The sequence below is a fragment of the Maridesulfovibrio ferrireducens genome (genome assembly GCF_016342405.1).
GTDB classification, from domain to species: domain Bacteria; phylum Desulfobacterota; class Desulfovibrionia; order Desulfovibrionales; family Desulfovibrionaceae; genus Maridesulfovibrio; species Maridesulfovibrio ferrireducens_A.
Genome location: NZ_JAEINN010000022.1, coordinates 1 through 25810 on the forward strand (window position 1 = coordinate 1; position 25810 = coordinate 25810).

Sequence of the window (25810 nt, forward strand, 5' to 3'; positions counted from 1 at the left end):
TTCATCCTCCTTGAATGGGAGGAAGTATGTCATATGAGAAAATTAATGGAAGATGCAGCCGTCTGGACGGTTACCATTATTGCGCTTGGGAACACCTAGTGTGCCCGTTCCTCTGCCGTTGTAGAAGGGCTTGCATTCGTCAAAGTTGAATTGTTTTTGCTTGCTGTCTTTACCACCTGTTTCACGGTCTGATTCAATGATTACAATAGGCATGTTAGAAACCTGATTGAATGCCCTGCGGCGGCCTACTATTGTGGATTTCATCACGTCAAATCCTTCATAATCTTCTCGTCCTAACAGTTTCCAGTAAAATTCAAGCATGGTTGATTTGCCTGCCCCCGGATCTCCTGTAAGTTCAAAAAAAGGAAAAGATTTTTGCTCTTTCCGTATTTGATGTGCGAAGAGTGATCCTATCCAGAAAGCAAGAAGAGCAAATCCCTGCCAGTGAAATGTTTTCAAAAACTTATCAAACCAATCAGGGTTAAATTTTCCATCTGTTATTATTTTAATAGATTTCAGGCCGGGACGGACAAGATCTTTTCCCACTCTATAAAAACTATTTTCGTCTAGTTTAATTTCCTTACCTTTATAAAAAGCTGCTGCCGGGTAAATGTAAGCTTGGGATTCATTGTCATACCCAATATAGGGGATAGATCGGACGGTAGGGAGTTCATTTTGAAGCCAATGCTTTGTAAGAATTCGCATGTCGGCTGGAGTTCCGCTGAAAGTCCCTCCAGCAGTTCTATTTAACAAGGCTTTGTGGAAGGCATCCGCTGTTACGACATTCGAACCTTCAAGACGTACAATTTCAGGCTTTTTGCTGGTGGATTGTATTTTGAAAACATACCATTGCTCACCTAGCAATTCATCCACTTCACGGTAAAGACATTGTGGATCTCGATTGCAGATTTCCATTACAGTGCAGTTACTAATAAATACTGGAAAGCTATCTTTGTCCTCAAGTGGAGTGCCGGTTAAATCTTCAGTCAATTGTGCAATATCAATGCAGACGCTAAAGAGTCTGTTTTTGAAAGTAATGACAAAGCGTTTCGCTGAATTTTTGCAATACTTATGGTAGGTATACTCTTCTACCGTTTTAGCCATGAGCAGCTTGCCACGATGCTTGCAGTCCTCCATAAATTTTTTATTAATTTTGTTTGCTCTAAGCAAATCATCCCAATCCTGACCTTTGGGCAAGATATATATTTCGTGCTTTTCTCCAAGGCTGAGGAGTCTTTTTGCATGTTTTTTAGTAGCCTCAATCCCTGCTCTGTCTCCATCTAAAGCAAGAATCCGTGTAATTTCTTTGTCCTTTTGTTCCTGAATGAATGTTGTTGGAAAATGATTACAGCTAAAAGACGCTACCGCTTTATAATTGCGATGATATAATGCTATGGCATGAAAGATTCCTTCTACAATAAAAACTGTATCGCCCTCATTGATGGGCATATCTGGCGGTGACCAGACATCCCCTTTATAGATTGAACCATCAGCTTTTCTTTTTCCTCCAAAATTTGCTTTTTGTCCGTCTTTCGAAGTTTTATCTATGAGCCTTTCCCAAAATCTGGTGCGGTTTTTATCCAGATAAAATCGCACAGTGCTACAAAATGTATTTGTGTCAGGAAATAGGTAGGCTTTCTGCTCATACCATCCTTTGATGATGGACAGATCAAAACCTCGATCCTTACTCAGGAAGGCGTCAGCGGTTCTATATGGATTTTGGTCTGTTGCAGGATATCTTTTTGAAAAACAGCTAAAAAGATCAGGATAAATGTTTTTGACGCTTTCTTCGAATCCGCAATGGTTGAGCCTGTTGCATTTCAACTGCCACGGCTTTTCTTTGGAGATGAATAGCTCTCTTTTACCACATTGAGGACAAATTCCTTTAATCAAATTGGCTGCACTTTCTTGAAAGGCAAATTGCTCATCATTGTACAGTCTATGGACTATTTCCGATGTGATCGCTTCTTTATTCATTTGAATCCCTTACCCCTGCAACCAGCTCTCTAACCATGAAATCAAATCGCCCCGAAGGTATGCGACCCGTCTTCCACTTTTAATACTTTTCGGGCCACGTCCTTGAGAATCCAGATTAGCAAGGTATCCGCTGGAAATAAGGCCGCCCAGGTAAAGCTGAACATCCTTGCGGGCAATGATAGGGGGAAGGGTTTGGTGCAGAATTTTGAGATCGGCACCGGAAGAGTCATTGGATTTTTTAGTTGGCATGTGTGTTAACCTCCGTACACGTGTTAGTATGTATGAAGCTTAGCAACTGATTATCGACTATGCGCAAAAGTGGGATGGTTTATTTCATAGCGTTATTCGCCACTAATCAACGCTAATATCTCTAGTGGAATTATTTGGAAGATTCTTTTTGTACCTTGATAAGTATTTTTCAAATGTCTTGTACACTATTCTATTAGCCTCTTCATGATCCAAATAAGCTATCCATTGTTTCGGAGTCATAGGTAGGGAGGAATAAAACAGTTTATCTTCGTGGAGGATGACTTGAAAGTCGTCAAAACAGATCGGCTTTTCGGGGGCAGATTGAGTTTTAATCATATTCTAGAGATTGCGAGCAGAAATATTTTCACCTGAGTTAAGATGATCACAAAGAAGAGCAAACCACTCTATATTTTCTTCAACAGCTTTTTTAGGAGCAATTTCCTGAGTATTATATTTTTCTCGGGGATAAGTACTCAAGGCCCAATCATAAAAATTATCCACCTCTTCCCCCAGAGTAAAGAGAGACAATCTTGAAATTCTTTTATCTTCATTCAGGTCGTCTAGGAGATCGTTAGAAATTGCTATAATTTTAAGTAACTGTTGAATTGGTTGATAGACTGAACTTGCTTTAAGGGCTGAACGGGACAAAATGACCACATCCCTTAAATCCAATTCCGAAAAGTTAGTATAAGCCCGGATCGGCGACATTTTAATCAGTTGCTCGACGATTTGCGAAGGGAAAAGGAAAATACAGCCGTGTGCACATTCTTCAAGCAAAGAGAGAGAACGTTTGAAATGCTGTTTGTCACGTGAGAAGGATCTTGCGTGCTTGAGCATGTCTTCTGCGTATGTGGTTAGGTGGGTTGGTCTTTTGTGCCAGTTGTATTCAATGTCCAAAACAATTATCCATTATGTAATTTTTATTATAGTGCAGAATCAAGTGCTTCAATCATATTAACAATTTTAATAACTGAACTTCGTTCAAACTCTGCTCGATTAGACTCTTCGTGTGTGCCTTTATTCAAATATCTCCATTCCCGAGAATTACCATCCATGCCAAGCAAAACCTCGAGAGGTGTTAATACGATAGTTTTATTACTATCTAAAAAATCGGCTCTCACAATTTTCTTTCTAAGCTGATCTGCAAGACCTCGCAGCTCAATTGGTGATGTTGCGTTACGCATTTTAATGGATAGATTGCCATCCCCATAGTCATTTACATATTTCCACAACTTCTCTTTTGCAATATACTCCAGAGCTTGCCTCGATTTTGCTAATGCATCACGAATTTCCCCTCTATCTAAACGGTCCCGTGCCGCAATAATATAATTTCGAGGAGGGCAATGAAAATCTATTCGAACATGCTGATGCCCAAGTCGGGGTAAAAAAGAAAAGAGTTTTGCCTGAGAAACAATTTCTCTTGGAAGCCGGTTCTGAATATCTTTAAAAAATTCCTCTCCATGACATGCCAAAATGATTTGCTTCTCGCTAAAGAAATCGTCCTTAAAAAGAGTAATCCTAATCGCCTCCTTATGATCATCATCAATAGCGTTTACCGGGTCATCGAAAATGAGGAGAGGACAATTCTCTTTCAAATTTTTTGCCATTAAGATTGCAAGACCTAGACACCGGATATGGCCTTCGCTCAAAATATGTAGTGCATCAAAAAATGTTGTGGGAGCATTTTCAAATGATATTTCTAATCGATGATTCTGAGCTAATGGCAAACGAACTTCTGCTAAATATTCATCTGAGGAATCGTTGCGGTTAAATGCATTATACAAGGCAACGACTGTGACTCCTAGATCTGCCACGAGCTTGGCAGGTAAAGAATTTTTATAAGCGTTCAGTCTTTTTACAAACTCAGCGTAAGAATTTGCAATAGATATATTCTTTAATACATCTGACTTCTCGGCTTCAGCATCTGATATAAGTTGAGCATTTTCGGTATTAAACTTTCCAATCTCAAGATTTGATTTTGCAATTGCTGTGTTAGCAATATTTCTTTGCGCTTTTAGCTTAATGATCTCTTGATTAAACCAACGGAATCCTTCTAATTTCTTCTCTTTAACTGAACGTTGCTGAACAATTTGATCTATTGCCTCATCCATTTCCTCAAGCTGTTTAACTTGAACCTCTAAATGCTGCCACGGGCTATAACCGTCATTCAGAACTTGGTGCAATGAATTCCACCATTCGGATGATACTTGGGCATGCTGCGCTAAACAATAATTATGAAGAATACTTTCTGGAAAATAAGAACAACATGTACCGAGAGCCTGTGAAATGGTAATTAAAGAACTGTTGAGGTTCTGATTTAATTTTACCACAAGACCTTGTAGTTCAGTTAAATGTTGAAGCTTTTCAAGTTCACGACTTGCATGAATATATGGGTTAGTAGTGACATGAATAAGAGGCGTTTTACAGGCTGGGCAAATTTCTAAATTACTAGGTTGCACTTGTAGCACGGCTTCGTACAAGTGTTTAAAGGATACTTGCTGACTGGCAGTCATAAGTTCACTTTGTTTTGAAATTAATTCTGTCAAACAGTTACAAATTGACAAGTTCAAGTCTTGCAAAATACTGGAGCCCAGTCCACTCTTAGGATTAACCTGCTGCTGCAGCTCTTTTTCAAGTATGCTTATAGCTCCAGGATTTACCGCATCTCCATTGATTTCCGTTTCCATTTGAGAAAAAGTTAAAGCTTCATTGTATTTATTTGTTAAACAGTTCTCTTCTACAACAAGTTTTTCTAAAATTTCTTCGTTACCCTTCTTCTGAGCAATCACCCCTGCTAGAAATTGTTGTTTTGTTGTTAGTAACTTTGACTTAGCCCCTTCGAGATCAATATAATTACTGCCTACTTCAGTGCTAAAATTATGAACAAAATGTAAGCGTTCAGACAGCTGCACCTGTGAAGTTTGCAAAGCTGACATATAAAGAGGGATCGATAACTTCTATAATTATTTTATTTCGGCGTTATCTGCGATATTCCATGGCATGAGTTCTTCCAATTCGGCACGGCATTGTGCATGAGGAAGCTTTTCGAAGAGTTCGCAGAGGTAGTCAGCAGGATTAAGATTATTGGTTTTGGCGCTTTCGATAAGACTGTAGAATGTCGCGCTGGCCTCGGCTCCTCGCGGAGAACCACTGAATAGCCAGTTTTTCCGGCCCACAGCGAAAGGACGGATAGCATTTTCAGCGATATTGTTATCGGGAGTGAGTGTCGGATTTTCAAGATAAACCGTAATCCGTGGCCATTGTCCCAAAGCGTATGAAAGTGCTTTACCTAAAAGACTTGTCGGAGGTACCGACCCGAATGATTTTAAAATTATTTCGTGAATTTTATTAAGAAGCGGACGAGCCTTTTCAGTTCGCATATTCAAAATTTCTTCCGGAGAAAATACATCCTTGCGTGCCCGACTTTCCAGCCTATAAAGTTTCGCGATCAAATCAATCACGGTCGACGCAGTGCCTTTTTTCTTTTTCGATCCGGCTTTAAGGACATCCATAAATTTTCGACGTACGTGTACAAGGCAACCCGCATGAACAATTCCTTCGGAACCACCGAGAGCATTGTATCCGGCATAGCCATCGGTTTGCAGAATTCCCTTAAAATTACCGACAATCTCAGCGGCTATTTTACCTGCGCGGCTCGGTGCGTAATGAAACAGGATTGCCGGTTTTGTCCCGCTCCTGCAGGCCACCCACATGTATGATTTTGTCGTGTTTTCCCGGCCCGGTTCCTTGAGCACTTGCACTGGAGTCTCATCAAGATTGATGATCCCGCCGCAGCGCAAATGTTCGTACATTAGTTCCATGAGCAGGCCGCATCGCTGTGCCGCCAACACTGTCCAGTTCGACATGGTGGAGCGCGAAATCTCAATTCCCAACCGTTCAAACATCCTGTTCTGACGATAGAAAGGGAGTCCATCGCAAAATTTATTAATTAAAATATGCGCTAGCAGTCCCGGAGTGACAATGCCTTGCCGGATCAGCTGAGGAGGCATCGGAGCGATTTTTACGGCCGGGCCGTTGCTTTCGGTTCCCTCACATTTTTTGCAGGCATACTTGGGACGGATGTGCCGCAGAACCCGTATTTGGGCAGGTACGTAGTCGAGTTTCTCGCTGACGACCTCACCGATGCGTGTTAATTCACAGCCGCAAGCACAGATTTTTTCTTCAGCGGGAATGTCATGGATAATTTCTTCGCGGGGAATGGACTCGGAAATATGTTTACGGCCTTTTTTAGCACGGCAATGTGCCGGAACCTGTACGATTTCCGGCTCTGATTCGGACGAAGGGAGTTCGCAAACGAACTCAGCTTCGTCAAAAAGGGAATACTGATACTCGTCTTTTGCGGGCTTCTTTACCATTTCCGATTTCTTGGCAAAGGCGAGGGCCTTGAGGAGACGCACCTGCTCTGATAATTCCTCAATGACAGCGCTTTTATCAGCAATCACAGCTTCCTTATCCGCAATCGCTATATCCTTCTCTGCAAGCAGTCGATTTTGTTGCAAAATAAGCTCTTTCAGCTTTTCAAAATCATCGGGGAGAAGTGCTTTGTCCATGCGGAAAAGAGTATCTTATTTTGCCGCAAACACAATTATTTCATTGCATTAAAGAATAGTAGAATAGCTCAGCGAGGAGTGCCCCCGAGTTTGGACAGGATCAAGACCTTCAAGCAACCAACGCAACTGCCGAGAGCTAAATTCAAGCACTTCCAGTTCCGATTCAGGCCAGAAAAAACGGTGCTTTTCAAGACGTTTCTGCCAAAGACAGAATCCGTTGTTATCCCAGTATAAAACCTTGATTATCGTGCGTCCGCGATTGCAAAAGACAAAGAAGTTACCCGTAAACAGCTTAAGATCCAAATGATCCTCCACCATTAACGAAAGTCCGTTAACGGCTTTGCGCATGTCGGTTGCGCCGAGCACAATAAATACCTGCGATTTGGAATCAAACGGGAGCATTGGAAACAACTTCAAGCATACGTTTTAGAGTGATCTGACAAAAATCAGGTTCAATTTCTATTCTAAAACCTCCGGGAACATAAAGATTTATAGGCTTGCTGATCCGTGATTTGCTTTCAGTCGGCAGCACGGTTTGCGGGACAGGAACAATTTTTGGCGGCATGGCAGCCGCAGCCATCCTGCGTTTATGATAGCCAAAGGTTTTAACGGAAATGCCATATTTGCGGCAATATTCAGCCTGAGACAGACCGTTGTTTTCCCATGCAGAAATATGTTTTTCCCAGAAATTCTTTTTGTTCTTCACAGTCATCCTCCTTGAATGAAAGAGGACTATGTCATACTGGAAATTTAATGGAAGATGCAGCCGTCGGGACGCTTACAACAAAATTATTAAACACATCCATACCAAACAAAGTAGAAATTAGCTCACCCTGTTTTGACGGGGCTTGAGCGGCAATACGCGAAAAATTATCTATGCGGTTTTTTTCAACGAAGCAAAAACGATACAAACGTTCATTAGCGACGATTTTAACATCGTTGTCCCCAATAATTTCTGGAGCTTCAAAACTATTGGTATAAGCATTTTTCAAATATTTATTTTGATCATGAAATCTTTTGTTATCAGCTTCAGCAACATTTCCTAAAAGACCATACTCAAGTGCTTCACAGAAACTAGATTTTCCTGTTCCATTTGGCCCGTACATAAGGACGATTTTACTCGAAAGATCAAATTCTTCAGTTTGGGAAAAGCCACGAAACGGACCGACAGAAATTTTCTTTAATGCGCATATGGGGCTGACTTGTTCTTGATGCTGGATAGGATTAATTTGAATTTCATTGCTAATTCCGCCCCAATTCAATTGGGCTAACTCAACTATTTTCTTTATGCGTTGCCCACGAGCCGTGGAGAACGGAATCAAAACATCTAAATTCAATAATACGAGATTAGCTATTTTGCAGACATCATCAAAAACAGAGTTATCGGCAAGCGTTTGCATAAATCGTTGATATTCAGCACGGATCATATAGAATTCCTTCGTTAGCTCTTTAAGCAACATATTTATTCATCACATAAAGATGTAACTCTCAATCAAGCTAGCTTGTCAAGTTAGGCTCTAACTATTTCCCCTCTGCATGAAAAATTGCAAATATATTGCCCTCCACACCCCAAAAAAGTTGTACAGGAGTTGTACAGGGAACCACGCACAAAAAAAGGGTTTACAGTCGTTAAACTGTAAACCCTTGATTTATCTGGTACCGGGAGAGAGAATTGAACTCTCATGGTATCACTACCGGCGGATTTTGAGTCCGCTGCGTCTACCAATTCCGCCATCCCGGCACGTTGAGAAATTGTTACTATTAGATGAACCCAAAACTGTCAAGACTATTTATATGTTAGCTGTATTTAACCACTCTTTTATTGTAAACCGAAATACTAAATGTTACCCGTAGCTGCCTACATAATATATTACCATTGCGAGATTTTCATGATTCCTATCGGCTCACTCGTCAACGCAGCAGCGATTATCGGCGGCTCACTTATCGGTGTTATGCTCCACAGCAGATTTCCTGAACGCATCAGACAGATTGTTTTTCAGGGTCTAGGCCTCAGCACCATGGTAATAGGTATGCAAATGGCGCTTAAGGTTCAGGACATCCTGATTCTTATATTCAGCATCCTACTCGGCGGGATAATAGGAGAACTGCTTAAGCTTGATACTCTTTTTGAGCGACTCGCCGGTAAATTAAAAAAAATAATCGGCTCAAAAGATACTGGTTTCACAGACGGACTTATCACCGCATCCCTCATTTTCTGCATTGGAGCAATGGCGATTATCGGGTCGTTTGAGGAAGGAATCAAAGGGGATACTACCATACTTTATACAAAATCCATTCTTGATGGTTTTGCTTCCATTGCCCTTGCCTCCACCTATGGCATGGGGGTTCTTTTCTCATTTATTCCGGTTCTTCTTTATCAGGGAGCTCTGACTATTTTTGCAAATTCTTTTCAAGAATGGTTCTCCCCTCTCATGATTGAACAATTGACAGCTACAGGTGGAGTGCTCATACTCGGCATAAGTTTGATATTACTGGAAATAAAACGAATTAACTTATCAAATCTACTCCCATCTCTTGGAATGGTAATTATACTTACTGCCATTTTCAAATAATTATTAATCTTTAATTATTTTTTGCTTTTCATGATTGAATAATTGGAGCAGTTAGGTTTTAATCATAATATGAAAATTCGCTGGAAAATACTCCTCATACTGCTCATGTTTTCTCTGTTGCCGCTGATCATAATCAGAGCTCACGGATTAAACACCCTAACAGACCTCGGTTCAGATCTTCAAACCCAAACAAGGGTCACTCTGCTTGAACGCGCAACAGACAACCTTGCCCAAATGGCTGAAGGGACCGCCGCAAGACTCAATCTTGAAGATCGGTTGTATAGAACAACTATCAAGACTCTGCAAAATGAAGCTGAAAACCTGTTAACAAAAAACGTACCGTCTACCCCGCACAGCGTTCCCTTTATAACGACCCCAAAAGGTGCGCAGAACATACCGAAACTTTATGTCCACCCGGATTATAAAAAATCAGCAATGATGGGCCGCGGCATGCGCCTTCAACAGGGCAATCAGACTATTTCCCATAAAAAAGGAGACCTCATAGATCTCCCAATCTCAACGGAACATATTTCTTTTTGGCTGTCACAAGGGCTCTCAACGAACGAAGCAATTCCATCAATAAATAAACTAACCCCTTTGCTGCACACCTTTCAAGCATGCAGCCAAACTCTCAACGAATTAGCATTATGGCAAGAAATCGCCCTTGAAACTGGATTACAGGCAACGTTCCCTGCACACAAATCTATCCCTCCGAGATACGACCCTCGAATCAGTCATTGGTACAAAGAAGTCAAAAAAACACTTCAGACTCTCTGGACAGACCCTGCTCCAGATCCGGCAACAAAATCACTTTGTTACCGCCTTTCCAGTCCTCTGTTTAACGACAAGGATGAATTCATAGGAGCAGCTTCTTTGGTTGTCCCGGTAGGAACAGCTATCAGCAGTGCGCTGCTCATGAGCACCAAAAAAAACGTTAAAATAATGATGGTCTTATCAGATCATAAGAATCAGGCAAATAAAGAAAAACTCCTGGTTGTCGGACGCAACGAGGGTTCTTCTAATGAAAAGGCATCAATACAGGCACGCGGACACCTCTGGCAGATCCCGCCCGAACCGGAATGGATTTATGAAAGCAATCCTGAATTCACAACCCTTGTAAAAGATATTACAATACAGCAATCCGGCGTTCTTCAAATAAAAGACAACGGAATTCCGTCACTCTGGACTTACAGCCCTATCAATAAATCTTTGGCCCTGCTGGTCATAATTCCGATAACAGATTTTACAGCTGAAGCTGACGAAGCGGAACAATACGTAAGCGAAAGCATCTCCCGGCAAATCAAAGATACAACTCTTATAGCTTTATCCATAATCGCGGTCCTTGGATTTGTAGCTTATTTTGTATCGCAGAACTTATCCTCACCCATCCGCCGGATATCAGAAGCGGTAATAAAAGTGGGACAAGGCGACTGGGGAGCAAGAGCCGAGCTGCATTCAAAAGATGAGTTAGGAGAGTTGGCGGAAAACTTTAATCTCATGGTTCCGCAACTTAGAGAACATTCATCTATTCTTCAGGCTTTATCACTGGCAGATGAGGCCCAGCAAAATTTGCTTCCTAAATCCACTCCTAAATTTTCAGGAGCTGAAATCGGAGCCAAATGTGTTTTTTCCGAAAAAACAGGTGGTGATTACTTTGATTTCATAGACTGCGCCACATGCGGAAATGATATTTTCGCCACAGCAATAGGAGATGTTTCGGGACATGGAGTCAGCGCCGCGCTGCTTATGACCAGCGCAAGGGCTTACATACGAGCCTTGACAGGACAGGGGCGGCCTCTTGTTGAAGTTGTAAGCAAAGTTAACACTCTTATAACAGAAGACTGCGCGCAGACCGGTCATTTTATGACATTGTTCACTGCAATCTGCGACACCAAAAAGAAAACAATTAACTGGATTCGGGCTGGGCACGACCCGGCTCTGATCTATGACCCCAAAACGGATAGTTTTGATGAACTTATAAAAACCGGACTGGCTATCGGAGTTGATGAATATTATCTCTACAAAGAAAATTTTACTCAATTAAAAGCCGGACAGATTCTTACTCTCTACACAGATGGAATATGGGAAGCACACAGTCCGAAAGGCGAACAATTCGGCAAGTTGCAACTTCGCGAAATTATACGCGACTGTTGTGATAAACCTGCACAGGAAATAGTAGAAGAGATCCACAAACAAGTTTCAGACCACAGGAGAGGTCTTCCGCTTGAAGATGACTGCACAGTCATCATAATTAAATTTTTATGAAATACTCAATTTATGAACTGGCGACTTATGGATTCGACCCTCTTCACGCTTTCTGGGAACGGGAAAGAACACAACGCGCAGTAGCCGGAGTTCTTGTAGCCTGCTTTATTGCGGCCTTAATCGGAATAGAACTGGGCAACAGAGGATGGCTTCCAGATTTTATAGCGTTAAAAACACCTGACAATCATTACCACGCTATAGGAATTGCTTTTACACTTGTCCTTTTCCTTGAAGTTATAAGCCTGATCTTTGTTCTACCCTGCTCTTTTTCAAAATCAGTAGGAAAGCAATTTGAGATTCTATGCCTTATCCTGATGCGTAACTCCTTTAAAGAACTGGTCAACTTTCCGGAACCGATCACTTTCACCGGAGATATGACCTCCATATATAAAATACTATCGGACGGAACAGGAGCTTTTGCTGTTTTCGTTCTCCTTGGTATCTACTATAAAATTCAACGCCCGGGACCATCGCTCAAACCAACTTTTAAATTCAGATATGTTGCCTCAAAAAAACTGGTAGCCCTTCTGTTGCTGGCAATTTTTACGGTATTGGGAATCTATAATCTAATATGCCCGCTGATGGGTAAACATTACTTCGACTTTTTCAGCATCTTTTATACTATTCTTATTTTCAGTGACATCCTGCTGGTTCTTATATCCCAGAGATTTCTCCCGTCATTCCATGCAGTTTTCAGAAACTCAGGCTTTGCTCTGGTAACCCTGCTTATAAGACTTGCTCTTGCCGCGCCTCCTTTCTATAATGCAGCTTTGGGAGTAATTTCAGCCGGATTCGCAGTTCTGCTGACTCTTGCCTACAATACGTTCTACCAAAACAAATCATAGCATTATAGCGATAACCACTACATTTCGGAGACTGAGTATCATGAAAAGTTTATGTATTTTCCTCGGAGCAAATCCAGGAAACGATGAAAAATATGCTGAAGCTGCTCGCAATATGGGCCGGGAACTGGCTAAACGTAAGCTAACTACAATTTACGGCGGTTCAGATATGGGGTTGATGGGAATTCTTGCCGAAAGCGCACTCGAAGCCGGAGGAAAAGTCATTGGTGTTATTCCCGACAGCCTCGTAAAAAAAGATGTTTCTCACCCGAACTTAACTGAACTGCACGTCACAGAATCCATGCACGAACGCAAAGCTCTGATGGCGGAACTTTCTGACGGATTTATAGCTATGCCGGGCGGCATCGGCACTATGGATGAAATATTTGAGATCTTTACATGGGCGCAGCTTGGATTTCACAATAAACCCTGCGGACTGCTTAATATTGACGGGTATTACGACAAGCTTCTCGACTTTCTGGGAAGCGTTGTGGAAGAAGGATTTTTAAAGGGCGTACACAAAGACATGCTTTTAACGGCAAGCTCTCCCGCCGGAATAATTGACTCGTTTGCCGGATATGAACCGCCTGTCGTCTCCAAATGGGTGGAAAAAGCAAAAGTGGAAATTAGAAAACAACAATAAAACTCAAAACACTTACATTAGATTGCCGGCTCTTTTCATGATTATCGTGAAAAGAGCCTCTTTTTATTAAGTATCTAAAATAAAACGAACTAAACCTCCGGAACCGAATCAGGATCAACAAAATATGTAATGCGACTTCGCGGAGACAGATATTCATAAACATCATTCGACAACTTAGCCGGTGAAACAGAATCCGTAATAGTAAAATCGCTTTCATGTTCGAGATCAAGAATCAAAGCTTCTTTTTTAGGTATTTGCGGATCATAAAGAACAATACTTGGGGACAAGGGTTTAGCCAGATTTACTGAAACAACCATCCCTATCTGATCATTATTTAAAAGCACAATAGTCCCGGGAGGGTAAATTCCCATACAGCGGATAAAAACAGAAAGACTTTCTTTATCCAGCATTCCTGAATACTTGGTATACATATAAGAAAGGGCTTGATAAGGAGTAAGCGATTTGGATGAATCATGCTTGTTTATTAGTCCATCATAAAAATTGGCCACAGATAAAATTTTTGTCAGTTTAGAAAGTTCATTAAACTGCATTTTTTTGGGATACCCCTTTCCGTCACACCTTTCGTGATGTTGATATACAATCTTCATCGCTTCTTTAGGAAAGTTTTCATTCTTGGATAAAATTTGTACTCCATAGAAAGGATGTTTCTGAATTACAGATCGCTCCACATTCGTCAGCTTCCCCTTCTTACGCAAAATCTTCTTTTCTATTTTTGATTTACCTATATCATGAAACATCGCCCCCATAGCCAAATCACGCATTTCTGTTTCTGCAAGCCCTATAGATCTCCCAAGTATTAAAGAAAGCACAGTCACGTTTAAAGAATGGTAATAAAGACTGTCATTCTGATCATCTTGAATATTCAGCACATGCATTATAGATTCACAATCTTCCAAAAAATAGCTGGAAAGATCACTTGAAAACTGAATGGCATCCTCAATAAATTGATCATTCCCTCTACTTATGGAAAGCATCAGAGTCTCAATTTGAGAAAGAGACAATGAATATTTTTTTACAGCCCTAGCCACAGAAGCTTTCTTCTCACGAAGAACTTTAATCCGCTTATTTTTTTCATCGTAGTAACCATCCGGAACAGGATTTTCGCCGGGAAGCACAGAATGAGGTGCCACCTTACTCTTTCGGGGAACATCAAGTGGATCAGTCAAACTTTCATCAGGAACACATATTACTTTTTTAACGTTCAACGCTCTAAGTGTTTCTATCTGATCAAAATCCTTAATCCTGAAACTGCTTGTCAAAAAAGGATGCCTATACCATGGAACCCCTTGAAGTCTTATAAAAACTCCAGGCCTTAATCTATCTATTTCAATCAGATATTCGGAGCCTTTTGAACCGCTCACATCAAATCCCCGCCATCAACGGCTGTTTCAGTGACAAGATTCTCACGAATTACAATTTTTTGAGTGATGTCCATGATACTTTCAGAATTTTTATAAATATAATCGATCATCGCATCACTCAACTTCTGCCCCTTTGCCAAAAATTTTACACGCTGCCCCTTAATATCTCCGAACACATCTTGAGCAAGGATCATTCCCCTCTCAAGTCCAAGCGGATAAACTTCCCGAAGATAATAAGTCGCATCATCTCCGAGGATATCAATCAAACCGTTAAGCACATTCTGATCGTAACGGTCTGCTCTTCTTTTAAGCATTGAAAGAACTTCTCCTTTCGGTCGTCCCCCTAAACTCAAACGATCATAATCAGATACAACTTTAAGAATTCTGGCGCCTAAGGGAACTTCATCACCGGAAAAACCTCCATCCCTTTGATCCTGCACACAATTAGCTTCCTGCAAGGACAATATTGTTGCAACATTCTCAAAACGGGGAATACCGGAAATTAATTTTGAGGAATAACGAGTATGCTGTAAATATGTTTTGTAATCACTCCCGGAAAGAACCGCACCGTCTTCTACTTTAGCCATGAGTGGATCCGGCAGAAAAACAAAGCCTACAACAGACAACACAGCTGCAACTTCGGTACTCCATCTATCTGCTTCACTGAACTTTTGGCAGAGCGACTTTACTAAAGGCAAAATACGAGCTGTGCGTGTATACCTTTCCGGCTTCAAAAGAGAAGTAACGTCACTTACAAGATGGATTACACTTCGGACTGTTTTATTCATCAATTCTTTTTCCGAAGTAATAACCCGGTGATGTTCAAAAGCATCACGCAATGCAATTTTTAAAACCTTAGCAGAACATGGCTTAGTCAATAAACGAAAAACATCGCATTCGTTCACTGCTTCGACTGCAACCTGCAGGTCGGCTCGTCCACTAAGCAGAATACGAACAACCTCAGGCCGCACCTCTTTGGCTTTTGATAAAAACTCAATACCATTCATCAATGGCATATCATAATCAGAAATTATAACTTTGAAGTCGTCACGCTCCTTCAAAAGCTGTAGCCCTTCTTCACCATTGCTAACACACGCAACTTCCGGCAATTTCTTAAGAAATTGCTTAAATAAAAGATGGCTGGCCACATCGTCGTCGACAAATAAGACCCTGTGCATTGCAAAACCTCCCTGTGACTCTCCTTAGCATAAACACCTACCCTATTATATTAAGCACATAAAATAATCTCATGCCAGTTATTTATATATCCAGACTCACCATAGGCAAAATATACACTTTCCAAAAACAATCAAAAAAACATCTATCAACTGGTCAAAACACCCTATTTATACTATTTTAAATAATATTTATAAAAAGAGGAGACCAAATGAAATCGTCTGAATACATAGAACTGGAAGATAAGTTCGGAGCCAAAAATTACAAACCTCTTGATGTAGTTCTTGAACGAGGTGAAGGAGTCTGGGTTTGGGATGTCGACGGTAAAAAATATATGGACTGTCTCTCTGCCTATTCAGCAGTTAATCAAGGACATTGCCATCCCAAAATAAAAAAAGCCATGCTGGAGCAAGTTGAAAAACTTACTCTCACCTCAAGAGCTTTCAGAAACGACCAATTGGGCCCTTTTTATGAAGAACTATGTGCTTTAACCGGATCACACAAAGTTTTACCAATGAACAGCGGTGCTGAAGCTGTTGAAACCGCCATCAAAGCTGTCAGAAAATGGGGCTATCTTGTTAAAGGAGTCCCTGAAGACCGTGCAGAAATAATAGTCTGTGCCGACAATTTTCACGGAAGAACTATCACCATTGTCGGATTTTCAACAGATCCGACATCCCGCAAAGGATTCGGACCATTCACTCCCGGTTTCAAAGTTATTCCGTTCGGCGATTTTAAAGCACTTGAAAATGCAATTACACCCGACACTGTGGGTTTTCTTGTTGAACCGATACAAGGTGAAGCAGGAGTTATCATTCCACCGGATGGATATTTCAAAAAAGTACGTGAGATATGCACGGCAAACAATGTGAGTTTGATTCTTGATGAAATCCAAACAGGGCTGGGCCGTACGGGAAAATTGCTCGCCGAGGAACACGAAGGAATCGAGGCTGATCTAACACTCATAGGCAAAGCTCTCTCTGGAGGTTTCTATCCAGTCTCAGCAGTGCTTTCAAATTCAGAAGTTCTGGGGGTTTTAAAACCCGGCGAACATGGCTCGACCTTTGGCGGAAATCCGCTTGCTTGCGCAGTGGCAAGAGCTGCCCTCAAAGTCCTGAAGGAAGATAATCTCATTGATAACGCACGGGATGTAGGTGCAAAATTTTTAGCAGGACTTAAGCAAATCAAAAATCCTAAAATAAAAGAAATCAGAGGACGAGGTTTACTTCTGGCTGTTGAGTTTAAATCAGATGCAGGAGGGGCCAGAAGTTACTGTGAAAAACTAAAAGAGCAAGGATTGCTATGTAAAGAAACTCATAACAATATAATCAGGTTCGCTCCCCCACTGGTAATAACTCCCGAACAGGTAGATTGGGCTTTAGAACGGATCAATCCTACATTATCTACATAAAAACAAACCTTCGTCCGCAATATATAAATCATATAAAACCAATACAACATGCTTTATTATGAGCTCGTTGCTGTTATATGATTGAAGTCTTTTCATTTTTATGCTCTGTTTTAAAAAAAATTACCTTAACAACTCAGTATAATGAATACATATTTACATACCAAAAACAGTTTTAAGTGCATAGTCGCAGTGCTTTCCTTTTGTTTCTTGCTTTGGGGAGCATTTCCGGCATCAGCTTTTCAAGAAGAACTTAGATTTGAACGGCTTTCTCTGGACCAAGGTCTATCGCAGTCCTCTATTCTATGCATGTTGCAAGACTCTAAAGGTTTTTTATGGTTTGGAACATATGACGGCCTAAACCGTTACGACGGTCGGCAGATGAAAATTTATTCAAAATCTAAATTACCGGGCTCAATTTCAGACGGCAATGTTAGAACTCTGTACGAAGATAGCTCGGGAGTTCTCTGGGTAGGAACAAAAAGCGGCGGCCTGAATGCGTACAACCGCAATAAAGATACTTTTATAAGTTTTACACCGGACCAAAATAACCCGAACTCCATTTCCGGAAAAAACGTCACAAGTATATATGAAGATTCTAAGGGGCAGTTATGGATAGGTACAGAGAACGGCCTTAACCTTTTTGACAGAACATCCCTTACTTTTAAAAAATTTAAGAATACCAATGACCCATTCAGCATCAGTCACGATGAAATTCGCTCTATTTTCGAAGATATGCAAGGGAGCCTCTGGATAGGAACTGCCAAGGGATTGAACCTTTTTCTTGAAAAAGAACATAAATTTAAACATTTTTTCAACGATCCCGCAGATGATAAGACTCTTTGCGGCGACACAGTGCTCTGCTTTTACCAAAACAAAGAAAATCAATTATGGATAGGAACCAAAGAAGGCATCTCCATTCTTGATACTGCTGACAATTCATTCAAAACCATCTTCAGGTCATTAGAAATAAACGACATTTTCCAAGACAGAGCAGAAAATCTCTGGCTCGGAACTATTGAGGGACTTGGCAAAAGAGATCCTGAGACAGCTACGGCTAAACCTGAAAAAATGGAATTCACATTTTTTAAGCATAACCAGCTTGATCCGCAAAGCCTCAGCGACAACAAGGTTACTCATGTTATTGAAGACCGTTCCGGAGTTTTATGGGTTGGCACCTACGCTGACGGACTAAGTAAGCTACCCCCTAAAATGCAGGCTTTCGGTATAATAAGATATCAACCGTGGAAAAAAGATACACTTCCCGGAAAAGAAGTCAGCGCAGTTCTCGAAGACCGTGAAGGTCTAGTCTGGATAGGCACTTATAGAAATGGATTAAGCTCCTACAACCCTCAAACCGGGGAACTTAAAAATTTTAGCAGCAAATCCCCGGAACCATGGAGCCTGCCGGGTGACAGAATTAACTGTATCTTCCAAGATTCTAAAGGTCTTATATGGGTCGGAACCCGTAAAAAAGGTGTATTTGTTATTGATAAAAATAAAGGAATTCAAACCAGCTACCGCCGTGACAAAAAGAATAAAAACTCTCTAAGTCAAGACAATATCTGGTGGATTAATGAAGGCAGTAAAGGATACATCTGGATCGGCACTAGCAAAAAAGGGCTGAACAGGCTTGATCGCAAAACCGGAGATTTCAAACTTTACAAACACTCTGACTCTGAGCCGAACAGCTTAGCGCATGACCGCGTGCGTAATATTTTTGAGGACAGTAAAAATAACTTCTGGATCTGTACAAATGCAGGCCTGGATCTGATGAATAGATCTGACGGCACATTTATTCACCACAAAAGCAATCCGGATAATCCGAACTCAATATCTGACAACAGAGTTACTCCCGTTGCGGAAGCAGCGGACGGTTCCCTTTGGATCGGGACAGACGAGGGCCTCAACAGATTCGACCCCGCAACAGGTTTATTCACCAGATACACACAGAAAAACGGTTTTGCCAACGACGGCATCCAAGGTCTTTGCATCGATAGCGACGGTGATATATGGGTTTCTACATTCAAAGGAATTTCCCATCTGGACCCTAAAAACGGTAAAATATTAAATTTCGGGATTTCGGACGGATTGCAGGGAATAGAATTCTGGATAAACTCTTATAACAAGGGTCAAAGCGGTAAAATATATTTCGGCGGACTTAACGGAATGAACATGTTTTACCCAAAAAAGATTAAAACAAATCCCACACCGCCACCTGTCGTCATTACGGCTTTAAACATTCTTAACAGCCCGGCCAAACTGGCAACAAACATTACCGAAACTAAAGAAATCACTCTTTCATGGAAAGATGCAATGTTCTCCTTCAGCTTTGCTGCACTAGACTACCAGAACCCGCATCTGAATAAATATAAATATAAATTGGAAGGTTTTAACGACAACTGGCTTAACGCAGCCGAAGGGACCGCAACTTTTACAAACTTCAACCACGGCAGTTACGTCTTCAAAGTTAAAGCTTCCAATAGCGATGGCGTCTGGAATGAAACAGGAACATCAATCAAAATCAATATTACTCCGCCATTCTGGAGAACATTGTGGTTTATAGCATCAGTTCTGGCCCTAATCCTTCTGATAATTTTTGTGGTGATTCATTTCCGGGTAAAATCAATTGAAAAACAAAGAAAAAAACTGGCCATATTAGTAGATGAAAAAACGGCTGACCTGAATACTGAAATTAAAGAGCACATGAAAACAGAGGAAGAGCTGGAAAATGCCATTATAAAAGCCGAGGAAGCGAACAAGGCTAAAAGTGCCTTTCTAGCAAGTATGAGTCATGAAATCCGCACTCCTCTTAACTCTATCATTGGAATTGCCGACCTGCTCAAAGGAACTGAACTTGATGAGGAACAGGGAGAATATGTAAATATTTTTGAATCTTCCGGTGAAATACTACTGTCAATAATCAATGACATTCTTGATTTTTCAAAACTGGAAGCAGACCACGTCAAACTTGAAGCTATTCCCATTGACCTGCTCCAGGAAGTTGAATCAATTTTATACTTACAGGCCGCGGCAGCATCTTCACGCGATATCGAACTTATATCCATATATAAGCCGGACGTGCCTGAATTTGTTATTGGCGATCCGACTAGATTACGTCAGATTATACTGAATATTCTTTCCAATGCGGTTAAATTCACATCCTGCGGAGAGGTAAGTATTACTGTTTCCCGCACGGCGAATACTCATCAACCTGACAATCTGACCATCACCATAGATGACACAGGTGTAGGTATTGATCCGGCTCAATTGGAAGCTATCTTTGCTCCTTTTTCGCAGGCGGATTCCTCTACCACGAGAAAATTCGGAGGCTCAGGTCTTGGACTGTCGATCAGTAAAAAATTGACAGAGCTTATGGGCGGATCAATCACCGCGACAAGTGTTCCCGGTGAAGGAAGTTCTTTTGAAATCACTATCCCTCTTCCCAGAGATCGTGAATCTCAATCATTTCTTAAACCGGACCTGTCAGGGATTAACATCATTGTAGCCGCTCATAATTACAAGACTCTTAATTCAATCTGCGAGATGCTCAACTACTTCAAAGCAACTACAACTACTTGCACGAACACAGATTCCCTGAAAGCGCTCCTGCTCTCTCCGCAAGGACACAAATTCAACCTGCTGATTCTTGATCTCAACCTTGAGAACGGCGTTTACATGCTTGAATCTCTCCGAGAAGCCGAAAAAACAATTCCTCCGGTTATGCTCCTTCAACGAGGTGCGAGCTTTGACAGAAGACTCATTGACAACAAACTTATTTATGCCGGGACCACAAAACCCATAATACGAAGACAATTTCTTCGCGGCATACTGGACGTACTGGACATAGGCTCTAATGAGGACCATCTCTCCGCTGATAATAAGGTTAATCTTCCTCAGATGAAGATTCTCCTTACTGAAGATAATATTCCTAACCGGGAATTGATCAGACACTTCCTCAAAAGTTCGCACGCAACCTTGGTAATGGCTTCGAACGGAGAAGAAGGGCTTAAACTTGCCCTGAATGATAAGTTTGATATTATTTTAATGGATATGGAAATGCCTGTAATGGATGGTTACCAATTCCTGAAACAATTCAGAATGGTTGAAAAGAATACTCATGGAAAGCGTACAGGAGTCATAGCTCTGACCGCCCATGCTTCTGCGGACTACCGGAAAAGATGCTTAGATGCCGGAGCAGACGAATTTCTATCCAAGCCTATTAAGCAAGCTGTACTAACTCAGAAAATTTTTAACTTATATAATAGAATGAAAAAAGAATGACAGAAAAAATGACCCCGCAATCTATAAAGTGGGTAAGAACATTTCATATGTTGAGCGCATGCCTCTGGGGTGGAGGAGCCCTCTCCATGGTCCTTATTCACTGCATGTTCACACCGCATTCAGGAGGCGAACTTTATGCACGGGATGTCTGCATAAAAATAATTGATGAATATGTTGTCACATCCGGAGCTTTTGGATGTCTTATCACCGGCTTTATCTTTGCGTGGAAAACATCATGGGGCTTTTTTAAGTTCAAATGGATCATCACCAAATGGGCTGTTAACATAGGATTCATAATCTTCGGGTTTCTTTTCTACATGCCTTGGCTTGAACGCATGAGTGAAATTTCAGGTAGTATTAAATTAATGGCTTTGCAAACCCCTGAATATTTGAAGAATCAATTACTGAATGAAATATCAGCCTTCATGATTTTCGGATGCCTTCTACTACTGGTATGTATTTCAATTTTTAAACCGTGGGGCAAACTGCGGAACCAAGAAGTTAGCCGGAAACAATCTTAAAACCTTGACATTCTCACCTTGCAAATGCTTGATTCCTTTTCTGACGCTGAGAGAATCTGTGTCTAAGTAAAATCAAAAAGTTTATACAAATAATATTTTTTTCGGAGGGTTTAAAAATGGATCAAAGTTACGCAGAAAGCATTGCTTCCGACATCATGCAAATGCTCGAAACTACAAAGGCCAGCGGCCTTGATATGAACAGCGGCTTCCAGAATGACGCTTTTAAAAGTGATCATTTCTTATTCGGATATATTTTCTACCCAAGAGAAACGCTTCTTAATATTCCCAACCTTCCCCAATCTGTCAGGAAAAAAGTTAAAAAATCAAACATACTGGGCACAGTTACCGTAGACGGCAAAACATCCGGTATTCATCTTGTCTGCTCCCTTCCTATGGGGTTCGACGAAATAACTTCGAAAGAAGACATTCTCGCAGGGATCAACGAAAAAGAATTGTTAGAATTTAAAGAACAAATAGCAAAAATTTTGCACAAAGATCTAGTTGGGAATATTGAGAAAAAGGAAGGAATGGAGCAGTAACAGACTCAGTTGAAGGATTATTTCTTAGCGGGTAAAAATTTGTTTATTATCTGGACCAGCTCATCTATATTGACGGGTTTGGAAGCATAAGCATCCATGCCGCTCTCCAGAAATTTTTCACGATCCCCTTCCATAGCATAAGCTGTCAAAGCAATTATAGGGATGTCGTTACCGGCATCCCTTATCATTTTAGTAGCCTGTAAGCCGTCCATCTCAGGCATTTGAACATCCATTAAAATAACATCAAACGGCCCCCTTTTTTCCAATAAATCCAAGACTTCAATACCGTTTTCTGCTGTTTCAATTTCAAATCCGCGCTCAGAAAGAAAATGAGAAATATATATCTGATTAGTAGCATTATCTTCAGCAAGAAGAATATGAGCAGGTATAGAACTACCAAACTCTTCCTCATCCACAACCTCGATAACCTCTTTCAAGCATGGCCCGGAACTTGATTGAAGCTTCACAGTAAAAGTGAACTCACATCCCCAGCCAACCTTACTGGAAAAAGAAATACTGCCACCCATCATTTCGACAAGCTGCCGTGAAATGGCAAGTCCCAATCCACTACCGGGATGTCGTTTGGAATAACCTGCATTCAGCTGTACAAAACTTTCAAAAAGTTTTTCAGCCTTGTCTTCCGATATACCTATTCCGGTATCCTTTACTGTAAATTCAAGAATCTCCCCTTCTTCCCACTCGCCGACACGTTTAACGGAGATATCTACGTAACCCTTGTCAGTAAACTTAACCGAGTTACCTGCAAGGTTCATTATAATCTGCCCCAGACGAAGACTGTCACCCAGATAACACCTATCCACGGTATTACTGACGCTGGTGCGAAGTTCAATTCCTTTTTCTTCCGCCTGAACTCGTAAAACAGACATTTGCTTTTCAAGCATGTCAGGCAAATCAAAATCTTCGGGCCTAAGCTCCATCTTACGAGCTTCAATCTTAGAAATATCTAAAATATCATTGATAATACTCAGTAAAGATTCGGCCGCTTTTTTTACCGTAACCAGATATCCCTGCTGCTCCTCATCCAAACCGGTACTGAGTGTCATTTCACTCATTCCGATAATAGCACTGATGGGAGTTCTGATTTCGTGACTCATATTGGCAAGGAATTCACTCTTTGCCCGGTTTGCCTCTTCCGCGGCATCACGAGCTTCGCAGAGTTCCGCTTCAAACCGTTTACGTTCTGTAATATCCTGACCGACAGCAAGCACACCGAGAGAATCCCCCGTAGTATCGAGCAATCTAGACAAAGACCATTGCATAGTCAGCTCTTTACCGCCACGAATACGCACATTGCTTTCAAATAATCGCAAAGGAGTACCGGAAAGAACAGTTGCGTACTGACGGGAAGTTTCTCCCCACAATCTTTCGGGAAGGAAAAGTTCAAAGAAATCGCGCCCCAAAACTTCGTGCCGGGTCCGCCCGAAAAGATCTTCAGCCATACGGTTGAATTCTAAAATTTTTCTGTCGGGTGAAAGAAGAATTATCACACTTTCAGCCGTTTTAACCAACGATCTGAACCTGTAAGCACTCTCCTTCAAAGCTTCTTCGACCTTTTTTCTGGTTGTAATATCTTCAACAGTAGAAACAACTTTCTGAATATCACCATCAGCACCGAAAAGAGGCGAAGCATTGATTGAAAGTAAAACCCGGCGACCGTCATCCCAGTGGATTGCGTGACGTATGTCTAAAACAGCATTTCGAATCTTCATTACCCGGCTGAAAGCAAGCCGTTCTTCGGGAAAAACCGAACCGTCATGAGCAGTAATTTTCCAGCCCGGATCATTGTACTTCCTCCTGATCATATTCTCCCGGGAAAGCCCGTGAACTCTTGCAGCCTGATCATTCGCGAAAACAATAACACCCTCCTGATCCATGACAATGACCCCCATGGGGCTAGTTTCCATTATACTGCCCATGAGATCGCGTTCGCGCTGTAATTCCAGCTCAACCATCCTTCTTTTTACAATATTCAAATATAAAAACACGATAAAAAGCAAAAGCACTGAAATAACAATCCCCGCTCCAAGAATAAGTATTCTATCCAGATTACCGGAACCAAGATCTCTGAGGGCGTTCGAAAGCCACCCTTCCGCCAAGGAAGGGGTACAGCTAAGCAACAGCATCGACAATGCAAGAAGTAAGGAGCGCAACATAATTTTAGTCTATATTTAAATGAAGTTGCATAAATTCAAATTACAACACAACACCACAAATGATTACTTACTATCGGTATTAACAAATCCATGCAAGACTACAAGCTGTAATTATTTAAACAGTTCCTTTTAATTCAAGTCCCTTTATAAGTCCGAAACAACCTGCAAGCATCATATCACCACCCGGGGACGGAAATTCAACAGGATAACCTTTAAGCATGGCCCGGCGCGGGCCCATCACATAGGTAGGAATAAACCCGCAAGCTTTTTCCGACAGATCAAGAGTAGCACAGCCATGTCCATAATCATCAAAAACACTTTCGAAACTAAGTTCACCTTTTCTGAACAGCTGTGAATCCGACCATAGTTTCTCGGGAGTCATATTTCCAGTGTGATGCTCGTAGACACCATGAACTCTACCTTCGAAAAGCAAAAAAGAAACTGTATGACTATTTCCGACGTTAATCAGACAAATCCCTTCTCTAAAGCTACGTTCAACTATCTCATCAACAAAAAACGCGCCCAGAACAGCAGCAGCTCCAGTGTCGCAGACCTGCCCGCCACCAATACTTTTTTGCAATTCAGAAAGCCTTGTGAATTCTTCTGGAACAGTTTCAAAAAGGAGTTCTTCCGGTTTTCCCTTGTTATCCAGCAAAAAGCGCTTCCATAAATTGAACCGGCCCATTCTATTACTTTTTCCCGGATGAAAACCATGATCCTGCACAGAAGCTACAACCAGATCCGGCTGCTCAAGACCAGCTGCGGAAAGAAAACAATTCCACCAACCGGAATTGAAATCTTCAAGATGAACAGGAACACACCCAGAAGGTAAGCATGTACTTAACACAATTCCATTTTTTTCCAAACGATTCAAATCGTCTCCCAAAGCAAGAGCAGCTCGCGGATGCGCAAAAACTTTATACCCGGCTTTAATATGCGCATTCACAGCCCTACCGAAGCCGCCACCCATATTTTTGCCAGTAAGATAGATATCACATCCCTTACTTGTCTGTTTCTTAATCAGCTCTGCAACAACACGGGCCGGAGAGGGCAACACAAACTTAAAACAATTTTCAACTTCAACACCTTCAATATAATAGAGAACATCCTGAGTACCGCTACCGATATCAAGGCTTAATATTTTACGATTCATTTTAAATCTCCAATAATTATAATTTTCAAGTTACTGTTGCAGAGCAAAGTATT

Annotated in this window: 20 protein-coding genes and 1 tRNA gene; 8 read left to right on the forward strand and 13 right to left on the reverse strand. The window is 41.3% G+C overall.

Annotated elements, in window-relative coordinates; translation table 11 throughout:
* Positions 1 to 42: 42 nt before the first annotated feature.
* The 9 genes from JEY82_RS17575 to JEY82_RS17615 all read right to left on the reverse strand — a co-directional run bounded on the left by JEY82_RS17575 (position 43) and on the right by JEY82_RS17615 (position 8538).
* Positions 43 to 1977, reverse strand: a complete 1935-nt coding sequence (locus JEY82_RS17575; RefSeq protein ID WP_304088030.1) for a toprim domain-containing protein — start codon at positions 1975 to 1977, stop codon at positions 43 to 45.
* Positions 1978 to 1986: 9 nt separating this feature from the next.
* On the reverse strand, positions 1987 to 2226 hold the full coding sequence (locus JEY82_RS17580; protein WP_304088033.1) for an AlpA family transcriptional regulator: 240 nt from the start codon (positions 2224 to 2226) through the stop codon (positions 1987 to 1989).
* Positions 2227 to 2565: 339 nt separating this feature from the next.
* On the reverse strand, positions 2566 to 3123 hold the full coding sequence (locus JEY82_RS17585; protein ID WP_304088036.1) for a hypothetical protein: 558 nt from the start codon (positions 3121 to 3123) through the stop codon (positions 2566 to 2568).
* Positions 3124 to 3149: 26 nt separating this feature from the next.
* Positions 3150 to 5162, reverse strand: a complete 2013-nt coding sequence (locus JEY82_RS17590; protein WP_304088041.1) for a hypothetical protein — start codon at positions 5160 to 5162, stop codon at positions 3150 to 3152.
* Positions 5163 to 5189: 27 nt separating this feature from the next.
* On the reverse strand, positions 5190 to 6797 hold the full coding sequence (locus JEY82_RS17595; protein ID WP_304088043.1) for an IS66 family transposase: 1608 nt from the start codon (positions 6795 to 6797) through the stop codon (positions 5190 to 5192).
* Positions 6798 to 6845: 48 nt separating this feature from the next.
* Positions 6846 to 7199, reverse strand: a complete 354-nt coding sequence (gene tnpB / locus JEY82_RS17600) for an IS66 family insertion sequence element accessory protein TnpB (protein ID WP_304088046.1) — start codon at positions 7197 to 7199, stop codon at positions 6846 to 6848.
* On the reverse strand, positions 7186 to 7503 hold the full coding sequence (locus JEY82_RS17605) for a hypothetical protein (RefSeq protein ID WP_304088048.1): 318 nt from the start codon (positions 7501 to 7503) through the stop codon (positions 7186 to 7188). The genes tnpB and JEY82_RS17605 overlap by 14 nt, the downstream gene beginning before the upstream one ends.
* A gap of 31 nt (positions 7504 to 7534) precedes the next feature.
* Positions 7535 to 8224: an AAA family ATPase gene (locus tag JEY82_RS17610; RefSeq protein ID WP_304088049.1), complete on the reverse strand. Its 690-nt coding sequence runs from the start codon at positions 8222 to 8224 to the stop codon at positions 7535 to 7537.
* Positions 8225 to 8451: 227 nt separating this feature from the next.
* Positions 8452 to 8538: transfer RNA gene (locus JEY82_RS17615), tRNA-Leu, on the reverse strand.
* Positions 8539 to 8686: 148 nt separating this feature from the next.
* On the opposite strand from JEY82_RS17615, the gene JEY82_RS17620 reads away from it, so the two are divergent.
* The 4 genes from JEY82_RS17620 to JEY82_RS17635 all read left to right on the forward strand — a co-directional run bounded on the left by JEY82_RS17620 (position 8687) and on the right by JEY82_RS17635 (position 13120).
* Entirely contained in the window at positions 8687 to 9370 is a 684-nt protein-coding gene (locus tag JEY82_RS17620; RefSeq protein WP_304088052.1) for a DUF554 domain-containing protein, read from the forward strand.
* Between the two features lie 69 nt (positions 9371 to 9439).
* Positions 9440 to 11635 carry a SpoIIE family protein phosphatase gene (locus JEY82_RS17625; protein WP_304088055.1) on the forward strand — a complete coding sequence of 732 codons (2196 nt, stop codon included), beginning with the start codon at positions 9440 to 9442 and terminating at the stop codon, positions 11633 to 11635.
* Positions 11632 to 12480: a hypothetical protein gene (locus JEY82_RS17630; RefSeq protein WP_304088057.1), complete on the forward strand. Its 849-nt coding sequence runs from the start codon at positions 11632 to 11634 to the stop codon at positions 12478 to 12480. Before JEY82_RS17625 ends, JEY82_RS17630 begins: the two co-directional genes overlap by 4 nt.
* A gap of 40 nt (positions 12481 to 12520) precedes the next feature.
* Positions 12521 to 13120, forward strand: coding sequence for a TIGR00730 family Rossman fold protein (locus JEY82_RS17635; protein WP_304088059.1), 600 nt, complete (start codon positions 12521 to 12523; stop codon positions 13118 to 13120).
* Between the two features lie 89 nt (positions 13121 to 13209).
* On the opposite strand, the gene JEY82_RS17640 is transcribed toward JEY82_RS17635, so the two are convergent.
* Together JEY82_RS17640 and JEY82_RS17645 are read right to left on the reverse strand one after the other, a co-directional pair.
* A complete protein-coding gene (locus JEY82_RS17640) occupies positions 13210 to 14502 on the reverse strand; it encodes an HD-GYP domain-containing protein (protein WP_304088062.1) in 1293 nt (430 codons plus the stop codon).
* A complete protein-coding gene (locus tag JEY82_RS17645) occupies positions 14499 to 15680 on the reverse strand; it encodes an HD domain-containing phosphohydrolase (protein ID WP_304088065.1) in 1182 nt (393 codons plus the stop codon). The genes JEY82_RS17640 and JEY82_RS17645 overlap by 4 nt, the downstream gene beginning before the upstream one ends.
* Positions 15681 to 15889: 209 nt before the next feature.
* On the opposite strand from JEY82_RS17645, the gene rocD reads away from it, so the two are divergent.
* The 4 genes from rocD to JEY82_RS17665 all read left to right on the forward strand — a co-directional run bounded on the left by rocD (position 15890) and on the right by JEY82_RS17665 (position 22430).
* Positions 15890 to 17089 carry an ornithine--oxo-acid transaminase gene (gene rocD / locus JEY82_RS17650; RefSeq protein WP_304088068.1) on the forward strand — a complete coding sequence of 400 codons (1200 nt, stop codon included), beginning with the start codon at positions 15890 to 15892 and terminating at the stop codon, positions 17087 to 17089.
* Positions 17090 to 17230: 141 nt separating this feature from the next.
* A complete protein-coding gene (locus JEY82_RS17655; protein ID WP_304088071.1) occupies positions 17231 to 21370 on the forward strand; it encodes a hybrid sensor histidine kinase/response regulator in 4140 nt (1379 codons plus the stop codon).
* Complete coding sequence (locus JEY82_RS17660; protein WP_304088073.1) at positions 21367 to 21891, forward strand: hypothetical protein; 525 nt, start codon at positions 21367 to 21369, stop codon at positions 21889 to 21891. The genes JEY82_RS17655 and JEY82_RS17660 overlap by 4 nt, the downstream gene beginning before the upstream one ends.
* Before the next feature lie 116 nt (positions 21892 to 22007).
* Positions 22008 to 22430 carry a hypothetical protein gene (locus JEY82_RS17665; protein ID WP_304088076.1) on the forward strand — a complete coding sequence of 141 codons (423 nt, stop codon included), beginning with the start codon at positions 22008 to 22010 and terminating at the stop codon, positions 22428 to 22430.
* Between the two features lie 17 nt (positions 22431 to 22447).
* Here JEY82_RS17665 and JEY82_RS17670 read toward each other — a convergent pair whose 3' ends face one another.
* On the reverse strand, positions 22448 to 24604 hold the full coding sequence (locus JEY82_RS17670) for a PAS domain-containing hybrid sensor histidine kinase/response regulator (protein WP_304088078.1): 2157 nt from the start codon (positions 24602 to 24604) through the stop codon (positions 22448 to 22450).
* Between the two features lie 115 nt (positions 24605 to 24719).
* Positions 24720 to 25757 carry a DUF1786 domain-containing protein gene (locus JEY82_RS17675; RefSeq protein ID WP_304088081.1) on the reverse strand — a complete coding sequence of 346 codons (1038 nt, stop codon included), beginning with the start codon at positions 25755 to 25757 and terminating at the stop codon, positions 24720 to 24722.
* Positions 25758 to 25810: the final 53 nt, after the last annotated feature.

Bases quoted from the DNA above. Each gene is read 5' to 3' on its own strand.
- JEY82_RS17580 (WP_304088033.1), bottom strand. From the start codon at position 2,226: ATGCCAACTAAAAAATCCAATGACTCTTCCGGTGCCGATCTCAAAATT.
- JEY82_RS17670 (WP_304088078.1), bottom strand. From the start codon at position 24,604: ATGTTGCGCTCCTTACTTCTTGCATTGTCGATGCTGTTGCTTAGCTGT.
- JEY82_RS17625 (WP_304088055.1), top strand. From the start codon at position 9,440: ATGAAAATTCGCTGGAAAATACTCCTCATACTGCTCATGTTTTCTCTG.
- JEY82_RS17620 (WP_304088052.1), top strand. From the start codon at position 8,687: ATGATTCCTATCGGCTCACTCGTCAACGCAGCAGCGATTATCGGCGGC.
- JEY82_RS17675 (WP_304088081.1), bottom strand. From the start codon at position 25,757: ATGAATCGTAAAATATTAAGCCTTGATATCGGTAGCGGTACTCAGGAT.
- tnpB (WP_304088046.1), bottom strand. From the start codon at position 7,199: ATGCTCCCGTTTGATTCCAAATCGCAGGTATTTATTGTGCTCGGCGCA.
- JEY82_RS17660 (WP_304088073.1), top strand. From the start codon at position 21,367: ATGACAGAAAAAATGACCCCGCAATCTATAAAGTGGGTAAGAACATTT.
- JEY82_RS17575 (WP_304088030.1), bottom strand. From the start codon at position 1,977: ATGAATAAAGAAGCGATCACATCGGAAATAGTCCATAGACTGTACAAT.
- JEY82_RS17665 (WP_304088076.1), top strand. From the start codon at position 22,008: ATGGATCAAAGTTACGCAGAAAGCATTGCTTCCGACATCATGCAAATG.
- JEY82_RS17635 (WP_304088059.1), top strand. From the start codon at position 12,521: ATGAAAAGTTTATGTATTTTCCTCGGAGCAAATCCAGGAAACGATGAA.
- JEY82_RS17630 (WP_304088057.1), top strand. From the start codon at position 11,632: ATGAAATACTCAATTTATGAACTGGCGACTTATGGATTCGACCCTCTT.
- rocD (WP_304088068.1), top strand. From the start codon at position 15,890: ATGAAATCGTCTGAATACATAGAACTGGAAGATAAGTTCGGAGCCAAA.
- JEY82_RS17610 (WP_304088049.1), bottom strand. From the start codon at position 8,224: ATGATCCGTGCTGAATATCAACGATTTATGCAAACGCTTGCCGATAAC.
- JEY82_RS17655 (WP_304088071.1), top strand. From the start codon at position 17,231: ATGAATACATATTTACATACCAAAAACAGTTTTAAGTGCATAGTCGCA.
- JEY82_RS17590 (WP_304088041.1), bottom strand. From the start codon at position 5,162: ATGTCAGCTTTGCAAACTTCACAGGTGCAGCTGTCTGAACGCTTACAT.
- JEY82_RS17595 (WP_304088043.1), bottom strand. From the start codon at position 6,797: ATGGACAAAGCACTTCTCCCCGATGATTTTGAAAAGCTGAAAGAGCTT.
- JEY82_RS17645 (WP_304088065.1), bottom strand. From the start codon at position 15,680: ATGCACAGGGTCTTATTTGTCGACGACGATGTGGCCAGCCATCTTTTA.